The 12,579-nt window shown below is 60.5% G+C and carries 11 protein-coding genes; 1 reads left to right on the top strand and 10 read right to left on the bottom strand.

Annotated features, from left to right (window positions below; genetic code table 11):
- Nucleotides 1-1,061: 1,061 nt before the first annotated feature.
- From N551_RS0119220 to N551_RS0119200, 5 genes are all read right to left on the bottom strand, one after another.
- Entirely contained in the window at nt 1,062-1,928 is an 867-nt protein-coding gene (locus N551_RS0119220; protein ID WP_245287818.1) for a c-type cytochrome, read from the bottom strand.
- A 281-nt stretch (nt 1,929-2,209) separates the two neighbouring features.
- Entirely contained in the window at nt 2,210-3,349 is a 1,140-nt protein-coding gene (locus N551_RS0119215) for a helix-turn-helix transcriptional regulator (protein WP_197031169.1), read from the bottom strand.
- A gap of 17 nt (nt 3,350-3,366) precedes the next feature.
- The gene (locus N551_RS38185; RefSeq protein ID WP_155809818.1) at nt 3,367-3,546 is read right to left on the bottom strand and encodes a hypothetical protein; all 180 of its coding nucleotides are present in this window, start codon (nt 3,544-3,546) and stop codon (nt 3,367-3,369) included.
- Nucleotides 3,547-3,564: 18 nt separating this feature from the next.
- Complete coding sequence (locus N551_RS0119210) at nt 3,565-4,401, bottom strand: sulfite exporter TauE/SafE family protein (protein ID WP_027568275.1); 837 nt, start codon at nt 4,399-4,401, stop codon at nt 3,565-3,567.
- A gap of 2,136 nt (nt 4,402-6,537) precedes the next feature.
- The gene (locus tag N551_RS0119200; RefSeq protein ID WP_245287817.1) at nt 6,538-7,419 is read right to left on the bottom strand and encodes a LysR substrate-binding domain-containing protein; all 882 of its coding nucleotides are present in this window, start codon (nt 7,417-7,419) and stop codon (nt 6,538-6,540) included.
- A 101-nt stretch (nt 7,420-7,520) separates the two neighbouring features.
- Here N551_RS0119200 and N551_RS0119195 point away from each other — a divergent pair, with 101 nt between their 5' ends.
- Nucleotides 7,521-8,675 carry an acyl-CoA dehydrogenase family protein gene (locus N551_RS0119195; protein WP_027568272.1) on the top strand — a complete coding sequence of 385 codons (1,155 nt, stop codon included), beginning with the start codon at nt 7,521-7,523 and terminating at the stop codon, nt 8,673-8,675.
- A gap of 522 nt (nt 8,676-9,197) precedes the next feature.
- Here N551_RS0119195 and N551_RS0119185 read toward each other — a convergent pair.
- The 5 genes from N551_RS0119185 to N551_RS0119165 all read right to left on the bottom strand — a co-directional run bounded on the left by N551_RS0119185 (nt 9,198) and on the right by N551_RS0119165 (nt 12,510).
- Nucleotides 9,198-9,530: a type II toxin-antitoxin system VapC family toxin gene (locus N551_RS0119185; protein WP_027568270.1), complete on the bottom strand. Its 333-nt coding sequence runs from the start codon at nt 9,528-9,530 to the stop codon at nt 9,198-9,200.
- Nucleotides 9,531-9,535: 5 nt separating this feature from the next.
- Entirely contained in the window at nt 9,536-10,033 is a 498-nt protein-coding gene (locus N551_RS35920) for a hypothetical protein (RefSeq protein ID WP_155809817.1), read from the bottom strand.
- Between the two features lie 5 nt (nt 10,034-10,038).
- Nucleotides 10,039-11,856: a DNA ligase D gene (ligD, locus tag N551_RS0119175; RefSeq protein ID WP_027568269.1), complete on the bottom strand. Its 1,818-nt coding sequence runs from the start codon at nt 11,854-11,856 to the stop codon at nt 10,039-10,041.
- Between the two features lie 120 nt (nt 11,857-11,976).
- Nucleotides 11,977-12,279 (bottom strand): hypothetical protein, encoded by a 303-nt coding sequence (locus N551_RS0119170; protein WP_155809816.1) that lies wholly within the window; start codon nt 12,277-12,279, stop codon nt 11,977-11,979.
- A 12-nt stretch (nt 12,280-12,291) separates the two neighbouring features.
- Complete coding sequence (locus N551_RS0119165) at nt 12,292-12,510, bottom strand: PF20097 family protein (RefSeq protein WP_027568267.1); 219 nt, start codon at nt 12,508-12,510, stop codon at nt 12,292-12,294.
- Between the last annotated feature and the right edge of the window lie 69 nt (nt 12,511-12,579).

Raw genomic sequence — 12,579 nt, 5'->3', positions numbered from 1 at the left:
GCAACGCGTTTTCGCAGACCGGAGATCCGTCCAGCGCCGACTTCAGCGACGCCCGCTGATCCGGAAGTTCGGCGACGTGTCGGACGATCTCAGCACCCTCTGAAACTCCATTGGGTCCGGAACGACATCGCCCGCGTGCGGGGGCAGCTCCGGGCTCGGGAAGGCGAAGCAGCGGGCCGGCGTCGCGACCGCTCCTGCGCCCCGGGCTGCGTCGACTGCCTTGACTCTAGGCTGCCGAGCACAACGTGCCGGAAGGGTGGCCTACGCGGCAGCTCGTCACCGGTGCAAGGCACAACGCCGCCTCCGACCCCCCTTCCGCTAGGATCGCGTTCAGGGCGAAATGCGATGCCGCACCCGTCTACGACCTCAAATCCTCGCTGATGAGGCCAGAACCACGGGCTGGGCAGGCGAGCTGGGTCCTCGGGAGGCGGCCGTCGGCGGCTCTCTTCGCGCCCGGCGGGAGGGCGGCCGCGCTCGGGCCGGGGCGACCTGCGGCAACACCAGGAACGACGGTTTCGCGTCAGGCCTCGCCGGGTCCGGAGAAGATCGACCCAAGCGGTGTCGTGCGCGGCGTTGGCAGCGGCCGCTCCGTCGTTCCGGATCGCGCGGTGCCGCCCTTGGAGTCGTACCGCTTGGCAAGATCCAGCAGGCGACGGCGGGTGAAAGGATCGGCCGTCGCGGCAATGGCGCGGACCTGCTGCGCGAGACAAACTTCGGCACGGCCCGGATGTCCTGTTCGAGGAGCAGAATGGACCCGCTTGCTGAAATCGGAGTTTCCACTGTGCACGTTGACCTTTGATTCCCAGTCGCATCGTTAATGCGACCCGAATGCCGAGCGACGCAGTTCCGTACATCTTTGCTCGGCCGGTCTGCAGCGCGGTAGCAAGAGAGCGGGATATTGCAAGACACTCCCCGGTTGCGACGTTTCAACTTCCTGAGGTGTGCTCCCCCAAAAGTCGGCGCTGATAGCTATGAGTCACAAGCCGCCGATTGCATACCTAGTGCAGCGAAAACGCGCGACGGCCAGAAGCGGACCTCATTCTCTGCAGAGGCGGCTTGGATTAAGGCGATAGCGACGCCACGTAGGCCGCCAGCGCAATCATCTCGCCTTCGGACAGCTTTTCTACCGTCTGCTTCATCAGGGAGCTTGCGCTTCCCACCCGCCCCCCGTTGCGGAACTCATGGAGTTGGCGCACGATGTAGGTTGGCGAGCGTCCAGCAATCGGCGGAATCAAGCCAATGCCTTTCAATTCCGGACCGTGGCAGCTGCCGCAAACAACCGTCGTTCCCATTCCACCGGTCTTCGCGAGCGTTTCGCCCTTCGCCAAGCTTCCAACCGGCACATACGCGGTGAAAGTAGCGCGTGAGTCACGAAGCTCGAACTGATCTGCGTCGTCAGGCACTTCGACAATACGCTGGCCGAGAGCTTCGGAGCCGCCCTCCGGGCTCTTGACGTAAAACAAGCGTGACGCCCCTATCTTCGGGATGCTCTCGCTTTCGACGACCTTGATTATCTGCTTGGGCTTCTGCGCAGCAAAATACTCGGCGGCAGCGTACACCTCGTCGTCAGTCATGGCTTTAACCGACGCCATCATCAGCTGTATGGAAGGTCTCTCCGGCCCCGACATCTTTCGGGCGCCACTTTTGAAGTCAGCCACCTGCTGGACCAAATAGCCGACCGGCAATCCCGCGAGACTTGCATTTTCAGGACCACCAGTGCCCTCGACGCGATGGCACGATCCGCAAGCGCGGACTTCCGGCTTGCGCCCCGTCGCGACTATTTCCGGCATCGCCGGATGATCATCCGGATGCCAATCAGGCGCGAAAAAAAGGTCCCGCGCCTGCTTCCAGCTGAATGAAGCGCTGCTGCCGACGAGTTGATTGGGTTGGTCATCGGGCGGGGGTACTTTGACTGTCGGGTCCCACAAGAAGGCCCAGGCCGGAAGCCGATCAGATGGAGATCCAGGACTAGCATTCTGTGCAACGACACTAGGTCCCGCGAGCATCACGGTTGCCAGCAAACATAGCGCAAGCGATCTCATAATGAGCCCCTCTGCAAAAGTACTAAGTAGATCATCAGCAAAGCAAACGAGGAGACGGTAACAAAGACTTGGCACCTCCGACGCGAGCAGCAAGTCACAGTGAGCAAACAGCTGCCGACCATGACGGACCAGGTCAGTTACGACTCCCCTCTTCTGATCATTGCACTTCAGTGTTTTCGTTCATCGGCATTATCTCCGCGGCCGCCCTGCGCCTTCACCATGCCAAGGGCGGCGAGCAACGCGGCGAGCTCACCTTGTCCTTTCGTGCCTGTCTTCGCAAAGATCCTTCTTAGATGCGTTTTTACAGTATTGGCCGACAGGCCAAGAGCAGACGCAGACGCTGACGTTGAGGCCAGGCCTCCGGAAAACACCGAAGCAGCCACGCGCGCCTCGGCTCTGGTCAGACCGTAGGCGTCGATGAGATGTTGCGTTCCGATGACCCTCCTTTGGAGAGGATCGATGACGAAGAGAACGCATGCCGCACCACGAATGTGCGCCTCTCGGAGCACGCTTGACTCACGGCTTCGAAGGCCGGCGACCACCATGCTAAGCAGGCGCGACCTGTCATGAGATGGAACGCTCATAGTGCCGCCTGCGCCGCCGGCCAGGGCAGACCTGACGAGACCGGCCAGACGCCTGGAATGCGGTGCCGACCAGGTGGAAATCGGCTTGAGCTTCAATGTCCCCTGAGCCTCCAGCGAACGGGCCATCTCGTTAGCGTATAAGACGTCAGCGCCATGCCCCACGACGACAACACCGTCCGCCAATTGCTCCACCAGCTCGAACGCTGCGTCTCGTAGTGCACGATAGGCGGTCAGGCGAAAGCCGAGCGTGACCGACCGGCGCAGATGCGGCGCGAGCGCCTCAAAGATCCTTCGCTCGACCGATCCAAACTCGCCATTGCGCTCGCTCCGACAGATGTTGAATGCGACTCGGAAATCATCCCTCGCAGCGAGCGCGATCATGGCATTGTGCCCGATGCCCTGCGGACGAAGCACATCATCGTAGAATCCCGAGTTGCGTAGCCTGCCCAACTCCAAAACCTCGTCCGATAGCACTAGCTGACCAACGGGTTGTGCCTCCATCGCGACAGACCAGGGATTCTGCATGTGACGCTCCTGATAAGCGCGGTTGCATTCCTGGTTCAATCGACCATTGAAATCAAAGTAGACCTGTTCGGCGGCGACCGATTGACCAAACAGTATGCCGCCTTCGCTTCGGGTGAGGTCTGCGATGCCGGACAGAGCGGCCGGCCACAGTTTGTGATCTCCGCCCGCATCGTAGATCAGGTCAAGGATCTCTTCCATGGTTGCCATTGGGTCAGCTATTTCTGTTGCAGTTGCGCGGGAGGGTCAACGCGCGCAACCTCCACCTCTCGATGGGACAGGGCAGCCGAGAGCGCGATGATTGCCAGGAGTGATCCATAGAAGCCGAACACCGCAAGCCGCCATTTGCGTACGACACGACGCTCTCCGGTACTCAAGCCATAGACTGACTTCTGCATGTTGACCCTCCATCAGCGCTAGAACGACTTAATGAAACTGAACCCCGCGAAGATAAGAAACAGACCCACAAGACGATTGAACGTCGAGGTCTCGACACGATTGAAGATCATCAATCCGAGGTATGCGCCCAACACGGCAGGAGCCGCATATTGCAGAGTTCCGAGCGCCATGACGTTCGGAGGCTTCAGGAGAAGCAAGGCCGTGAGCGACAAGACCTGATTGACGAGAATGAACGGCTGGATAATGGAACGCGCCCGATGCTTGTCGAACCCCTGAATGTGGCACCACATGGTGACGAAAGCGGCAGGAAATGCGGCGATGCCCCCGGTGATGCCACCGAGAGCGCCGACCGTGACCCGTCCCCAAACCGGGTTGTTACCTGCCGGCAAGGAGGGCTTCAGTGCAGAGAAGGCTCCGTAGAAGATCAACAGCAATCCAAGCAGCGGAAGGAAAGTTGATGCAGGCGTTCGTAAGAGCAGAAATAACCCCAGTGGCAAGGTAGCGATGCTGCCAACAAGGTATGGAAAACAATCGCGGAGATGGATGTTCTCGCGCAAGCGCCACAGGCAGTAGAGCTGCTGTGAGATCGAGGCGACCAGCAAAATCTGAATCACCGACAAAGGTTCTTTCATCGCGTAGAAAAGAAACGCGCCAGCGATGGGCGAGAAGGCAAATCCTGCGATGCTCGAGACCAGGGCCGACAACAGCACGATCGTCGGGGCAACCACCGAAGAACCGCCGGCAGGGGAAACGGCAAGGTTCGTGGCGAAGAGAAATAGACAGAGCGCTGGAATAATCGCGGTCGATCCCCTACCGGCGAAACTGAACGCTGTCCTCTCGTCAACAGGCTGCATGTAATTTCTCCCTGCAATGCAGGCGCCCGCACCACATCCGTCGACGCCAACTTTAGGTTTCCTGCCGCGAGATGCGTGTGAAGTAATTCACGACCGAGGATTCAATTCGGCTTGCTCTGATTTCTTCATAATAACTGAAGCACAGAATAGGACGTCACCCGCGCGGGTGACGAAATGCGGAACCGATCCCTGTTCACCGCACCCAAACCCACTCGGAATAAATGTATTTGCTCACTTTGGCGGCGAAGTGCCGATGAATTGGGCGAACACGTCCTAAGTGGCAACTCAATCAGATGCACCCTGCCGAATTCTTCTCGCCTTTGAACTGTCGTATCTCTAACGATGACCTAGTGAGACGCATCAGAGGCTACTTGGTGCGCGAATTTGCAACGATCTTCTCCCGAGGTCCGCGATGCATCGCCCTTCCCTGTTATGGCTCCTCATGATGGTGATGGGACTGGCAATTGGCATTGCGACCTTTGCCGGAACACCACCGATCGACGGCCATCACAAGGGCCTTCGTCCCGTGAGTTTTGTTGCGAACTAATAGAACTGCATGGCGTTCAAGCCGACCTCGTGTCGCGATCGCCACGTATCATTTCGGCGTTCCTTCTGAATGCACACGCTCTCGGCGGCCGGAGACGCCATGCCGCCCTAAGCCAAAGGACCGCTTCGCAGGAGCGGCCTGAGGCGAAGTTGGTCTGCTCGCGACCTGTTGCGGCAAGCGAGCCCGCCTGATCACTCGCTACGCGCTTCCGCGATCATAGCACCTCGAAGCCATGCCTGAACCAAGGAGAGCCCGCACAATGCGGTTGATGCTTGCCAATCCGGAACGTCCGCACGACGGTTCTCATCACCTGCTACACGCAACTGTGCATCGCGCTCAGCAGCGCTGCCTAAGTGGGCCCGGCAGAACGCGGGTGCGCAAAAATGTCCCAACAGGATTGTGATCAGCTTTTGTGAAGGAGGCCACAACAGCTGCGGCAGAAGCGGCCTATTCAACAGCTTGCATTGCAGAGAGGATTCCACTCTCACCCCGCGCTCCACTCCAGACGGAATCCGAACCCGAAGTTAGCGACATCAATTTATTGACTCGCACTTGAACCATTGGGCACAAGCCATGAAGAATTCAAATGCCGTTGAATTTCTGACGCCGGCTGCCGGCTCCCGTTCGTTTCGGTCGTTGTCCGCCGCCGAGCTTGTGGGGCTGCTTTGCCCCCTCTATCTTGCATTTTGCTTCGATCAGAGGCGTGCGCGTTTCGGTGCCGCGGTGTCGGACGAATCGATTGCCCGCTACTGCCGTGAACTAGCCCAAAGAGAAGTTCTCGTAGTCGGCTGCTTGGCGCCGGATGGCCTGGTAGCTGTCGCTGAACTCCACCCATGCCGCGATAGCATAGAGCTGGCACTGGCGGGAGGGGATACAGACGACAGGATCACGATCTACGGCCATTTGCTCCAGCTTGTTGCGTTCGAAGCGAGACGGCGCGGCTGCCGGAGGCTTGTCATGAACATGGAGATAGCCGGACCGGAGCCATTAGATCTGCTCCGAGGCATGGGGCCCCTGTGTATCCAAGATGAGATTGCGACTGTCGATCTCGACGATTGCGCACGTCTCCATGCAGTCTCGCTGGGGCGGCGCTGAGCATGCAAGCAGGAGAGCAGGTCTTATGCTTCATCGGCCTCGTTACTTGCTTGGGCGCGTGTCTTGTCTGGATAATATATGAGGTGGAGGAGCGGCGGCGAATGCGCCGCCAACACGCTGAGTGGGTCCGCAGCGCCACCAGGTTTGTATCGCCCCGGTGACCCAGCAGTCCTTGAGCGTCGCATAAGTCTCCTACGGGCCGAGATGCCCTCGAAACCAGAATGCTATTGGTCGACTCATCCCCGGAGAGGCGCAATAAATCATCAAGGTTGCTGAAGCTTAGGAGCCGACATGCCGCGGGCTTCTCCGCAAGAAGCCGGACCGTGGATCCCACGTGCTTGCCTGCCCAAATGTCCGCAACAGGTCACAGGTTGACTTCCGCACCGACTTGAGTGCTGGGATCGGCTAATCTCCTGGACGGCAGACATTGCGGCCCAGTAAGCAAAGGCGGCACCGGGCCTACAAGCGGTGATTGCCGTGTACGTAGCGCCGAATTAGACCTCGGCCCGGGCCCAAGTGATGAACTTCCTTATGGTAGGACCATTCCCGGCACCCGCGCGATGGACGATGTAGAATCCATAGCCACTCAGAGTGACCGGCGATACCGGAACGAGCACGCCGCTCGCCAATTCGGGGGCGACCAGGACATCGCTGCAGATCGCCACACCTTGACCAGCGATCGCGGCCTCGATGGCGTGAAGTTCCTCTTGAAACCGCAAACTCACAAGCGAAGCAAGTTTGCGTTTGGACAAGGGGAGTGCCGCCCGCTGCCAGCGTTGCCACGTCGGCGCGTGTGTATCGCCCGGCGGCCATGCAGCCTCGATGAGCGGAAGTCGCGCCAGATCGACCAGCCGCATCTTCGTCGCTCGCGTGTCCACGAGCTTTGGGCTTGCTACCACGTAGAAGGTGTCGCGCATCAACTCGACAACATTTCCATCGGCCGGTGGCCCGAGAGCGTAGCGGATCGCAACATCGGTTTCGTCCGACTCGAGATTGAGCACGGCGTCGGTGCCGACAATGTCAAGCTTGAGCCGTGGATGCGCCGCCCGCCAAGACTGCAGCCGTGGCAATAGCCAGCGGGCGGCAAAGGCGTTTGTCGCCGTGATGCGCAGATGCCGGCCCGCGTGGCTGCTCTTGATGTTGGAAAGTGTCTCGGCAAATCTTCCGAATCCCTCACGGACGACCGGAAACAGCTGTCTGCCTGCCGAGGTCAGCGCCAGCGGGCGCGGCCGGCGACGGAATAGCGGGCGACCACAATGCTGCTCCAGAAGCTTGATTTGATGACTGATGGCTGTCGGTGTGACGCCAAGTTCACCTGCTGCATGCTTGAAGCTCAGATGACGTGCCGCGGCCTCAAAGGCGCGCAACTCCGTCAAGGGCGGTAACTTTCGCATTCGGACAACGTAGATGAAATCATCTCATCTGAACATGAAATGTTCAGACTTGCCCCCCGGAAGCAAATGCCGACTATGGACTTATGCGGGAAGATGACAGTGCAGCCCCGTTTCTGGAGGCTCTTCAAGATATCCAGCCGTTGATTGCCGAACATCGGGCGGCATTCGATCGTGAACGGCAACTGCATGAAGACGTTGTTAAAGCGCTGGCCGATGGAGGGTTCTTCAGGCTTTGGCTACCCGCATCGCTTGGCGGCCCTGAGTTGTCGCCGCTCGCCTTCATGAGCGTCGTAGAACGCGCAGCAGCGCTCGACGGAGCTGTCGGCTGGCTGGTCGGCAATGGAGGCGGTATGAGCCGCGTCGGGGGCTATTTGCCTTCTGCAGTGGTGTGCCGCTGGTTCGAAGACCGCCGCACGTTTATCGTGAGTGCAACGGGGGCCGTAGGGACCGCCATGCCTGCCGATGGCGGAGTCCGCGTCTCGGGACGATGGCCGTTCGGAAGTGGCGCACCGCATGGCACCCACTTCATGGGTTTGGTGACAATGGGCGGAAATCAGGCGCCTGACCAGCCGCGCTTCTGCTGTTATTTCGAACGAAAGCAGGTCACGATTCACGACACTTGGCACGTTTCAGGTTTGCGCGGCACCGGAAGTTCGGACTGGGAAGTCGACAATGCCTACGTTCCTGCCGAATGGATGCATCCGTTTATTGACCACAAACCCGCTGAAGGTGGGCTGCTCTATCGCATTCCAGCTCTCTCATCATTCGCCTGGACGATTGCAGTGGTGCCACTGGGCATCGCACGGGGTGCCATGGAGAGCTTTGCAAAGCTGGCGGGCGGCAACAAGGGGCGGCTCGGGACTGCCGGTCTCATGCGCGATCGGGAAGTCGTGCAGGCAGTGATCGGTCGCGCCGAGACGCTGCATAACTCCGCACGAGCATTCCTTCTCGAGGCGATGACGGAGCTGATGACTGCGACTGATATTGGCGGCCATCGCCTCGTCGACGCGCGCCTGAGATTGCGGATGGCCGCAGCCCATGCGGGCGAGACCGCAGGTCGCATCGTTGACAGCGTGGCGACGGAGGCCGGCGCAGGCTCGATCTTCGAAACCAGCGCACTGGAACGCGCCGTTCGCGATGTGCAGGCCGCCACCAAGCACGTCGCTTTAAATCCTTCAATATACGTCACGGCCGGACGCCTCGAACTTGGTTTAGACGCTGGAACAGCGCGATTTTGAGTGAGAGACGGTTCGTCTGCAACGGGTCACGAGCCGCCGATCAAGTTCAGCGGGGTTCTTCCGCTTTGGCATGTGGAGCCGACGTTCATGAGCACAGCCCCTCAGCCGACGCTATCCAAGAAGCTGTGGTAGTCGCGCCGCCTCGAAGTGCACCTGGTCGACACACCTCTGCACCGGACCGGGGTAATCTTGCTCGATCCAGGCCTCATCGGCAAAGCGAACGTCGTCGATCTTTGACAGCCTAAGGCAGATCCACCTGGCGTCGGCCGGACACTTCGTGCCCGAACTCGCGTTCACGAGGAGGACGAATGCGCCCTCCTCCCCGGCGGCATGTCCCGGGATGTAGGGGCAGACCGTCTGGTGGCACTTGCCGTCAGGGCTTACGTGAACGGGCCGGCGATCAAGGAGCGCTTGTCTGAGCCCCTTGAAAACTTCGCTGTGCCCCTCGCTCAGGATCTGGAAGGGTCGCTTGCGACCGCGGCGGGGTCGGTACGCTGCGAAGCCGGGATTGAAGGTCGCTGCTCACGTGATCCCCATGCGGTCCATCAGGGCAAAACTCGTCCGGTCGACGAAGGAAAAACTCTCGTCCGGGAAGCGCGCCCCTATCTCCGAAGCCGCCTCCAGATCGACGCGGACGATGGGTTCGATCCGAACTCCGCTGTCGCGCAGCCGCTCCCAGAAGACTTCCGCCACACCGCGGCCAAATCGGGCTTTTAGAAGCTGGCACGTCTCGACCAGCACCAAGTCTGTGAGGTATTGGTCGATGCTCCGGAGGATCGATTTGGCACGCCCATTCTGAGCGTCCCGCTTGGCGGTGGCGGCAAACCAGACTGAGCTGTCAACGAACGCACTCATCCGCGTCACTCCTGAACAGGGTACTGCCAAATGTCGCGATTCGGCTCGTTGCTCTCAAGCCATTTTTGCGCGCGCTCTTTCGAGGCAAAGAGCTTGATCCAATCGGGCTCACCGATGGCTCTGGACACCGGGTCGGACTGGCAGAGCCACACCGATCCCTCGACTGGACCGACTTCCACTTCGTATTCCCATGCAACGCCTTCGGGGTCATTGTCCTGGAGCCAGGCGTCGGCGGCACTCGCAGACGCAAATACCTTTATCCATCCGGGCTCGCCTGCCGCGTGCGTTCTGCCGTCCTGGTAATCGTCGAGGTAGAGCCAAACGGTTCTTCCCTCGCGGCGAGCCTCGTCATGGTGGCGGACGGCCTCGTTCACCCTCTGCCGGTCGGAATGATCGGCCTCAGGCAGGGACATCACCGCGGCGTAGAGTTCGGCAGGAATGCCGCGCCTGTCGCCCGGTGGCTTTGAGCACCATTCCACCCATCGATCAAATGCATCCGACATGTCGCTCACCTCGTCGACCTGGCGCGGAATGGACTGTCCATGGTGAAGGCGTCCGGCGCGATCCCGCTCTCGATGCGCTTCCAGGTCACGGGCGCTGCGATCGGAAATCCATCGCGTGCTCGTGGGGAATAGGTACCGATCGCGGTGGTGCCGCGGCCATTGCGCAGATAATCGAGGAAGATGCGATCGCGGCGCTTTGCCTGGGCGGACAGGAGGTAGCGGTCCGGATGGCGCGCTGCGAGGGCGGACACCAGCTGATGCGCGATCCGATGCGCCTTGTCGTGCAGCACCGGCTGATGCAGTGGCGCCATCAGATGAATTCCCTTGCCGCCGGTGAGCTTGGGCCAGGTCTCAAAACCCTCGCGTTTCATCAGCGTACGCAGATCGAGCGCGGTCTCCACGACGGCATTCCAGCCGACACCCTCTCCGGGATCGAGGTCGATCACGATGCGGTCGGCACGTTCGAAGTCTTCGACCGTCGCATTCCAAGGGTGCAGTTCGACGGCCCCAATCCCGACCAGACCAAGGAAACCATCCAGGCTGTCGACCCACAGGCGCGTTCCCTGGCCACCCTCGCGCTTCTGAATACGGAGCTGGTGCACGGCGGCCGGAATGTCCTTCGGCAGCGGCCCCTTATGATAGAAGGTCGTGCCGTGCACGTGGCGCACGAGTTTTAGCGGACGATGCCCGAGGTGCGGCAGCGCCTTTTTCCAGACCCGGGTCCAATACTCGGCGAGTTCTTCTTTGGAGGGAGCAACGGCTTCGGGCAGGAGCTGCAGGATGTTCTCTCGGGGGACACCCAGCTTCGGCCGGCCGGCCACCGAGGGCACCAGTCGCGGCGCCTTGACCTTGCGCACGGCAAGATCATCGCGAAAACCCTTGAACACGGCTTCGCGGAGCAGGCCATCATCGGTCAGGGCGCCATATTGGACCTCAATCTCAAGGGTCGGGTCGACCCAGGTCGCCTTCGGCTTTTTGATGGCCATATCGAGCGGAGAAGTCTTGCGGATCAACGGATCAAGCCGCTCGCGCAATTCGCGCGCGGTCGTCTCGGTGTAGCCGGTACGCACCTTACCGGCGTAGAGCAGCTTGCCGTTCTGGCGCCGGCCGACGTAGAGCGAGGCGACCTTGCGCGGTCGCGCCCCAAGCTTCTCCACGAAGGCGACGATCGGAAAGGTCTCGCTCTTCTTGCACTTGAGCTTGATCCAGCTCTCCTGCCGACCCGAGCGGTACGGCTCGCCCAGCCGTTTGGCGACCAGACCTTCCAAGCCCAGTTTGCACGCCTTGTCGAAGATCAGGTTGCCGTCGGCCGCAAGCGCCTCGACATAGATGAATGTCTCCGGTGCGTCCTTCAGAAGCCGCTGCAGCAGGCGCTTGCGATCCTCATACGCGACGCCACGCAGGTCATAGCCGTCGAGGTACAGGAGATCGAACGCGTGGTAGCGCACACGTTCGCTGCGCTTGGGACCGAGCTCCCGCCAGAGCTGCTGGAAATCCGGCAGGCCGCCACTGCCGTACACCACGGCCTCGCCGTCGATGATCGCACTGTTTGCCTTGAGTAGGTCGGCGCTCGCGGCGATCGAGGTGAATTGTTGGGTCCAGTCCAGGCCGGTGCGCGAATAGACCTTGGCGTCACCATCTCGCAGATGCAGCTGGGCGCGGAATCCGTCGGCCTTGATCTCGTAGACCCAGTCTTCGCCGCGCGGTGGCTTCTCGCGCAACGTGGGATCACACGGCTCGATGTAACCAGGAATAGCAGCTTTGACAGCGCCATGGACGCGCGATACTCCCGAACGAGACTGACGCAACGCCACGGCACACATGGCGATTCAACGCGGTCGCGCTGATTCGTTCCGTCCGAGCCGCCTACCGCGGGCGCGAAGTCCAATTCCAGCTAGGAGGGCACGCCGAAGCGCTTCATAAGGCAACTGACGTGACGATGGTTAGGGCCGCTGCGCCCTTTCAATCGCTGCCTTTGCTTCTGCCAACGTGCAGCCGTTCGCGGCGCGGTAAAGTGAAACTGCGCGGACCTTCTCGCCGGCTTTGAGCGCGTCCTCTATTTCCGTCGAACCACCCAGCGGTTCATAGCTCACACCGCCCTGCTTCAGTAGTAAATCGAGCTTTGCTTCAACTCTTTCCAGGGTGACAAGTCGCCGCTGCAGGCCTGTCATTTTCAAGCGGAAATAGAACGCGAGCCCCGTGACCATTGCGAGCACAAGGGCGGTAGATCCAGCAATCGTTTCCATGAAGCGCTCTCTTTACTCGGGCGATCCGGCCTCCGCATACGATTCCAGATAGCCGCAGGCCGAGCAGCGATACGTGGCCACCGTAAGCGCCTTCCTGCCGAACATGAACGACTCGCGGTACGTGGCGGGCGGCACTCCCGCAAACCAGAGCAACTGCCCACGCCCCAGGCTGGGAATGAAACCCTGCTCCATGGTCCCCTCGCATTTCGGGCAAGCTTTGTGCTCTGTCATTTCGGGATCGTAGACGGACTACCGAATGTTACAAGCTCCTGAGCAGCGCCCTCCTCTCGTCTGAGCGCC

It is taken from the genome of Bradyrhizobium sp. URHA0013 (assembly GCF_000518345.1).
Lineage (GTDB): Bacteria > Pseudomonadota > Alphaproteobacteria > Rhizobiales > Xanthobacteraceae > Bradyrhizobium.
This window is presented reverse-complemented; position numbering and strand designations above follow the sequence as displayed.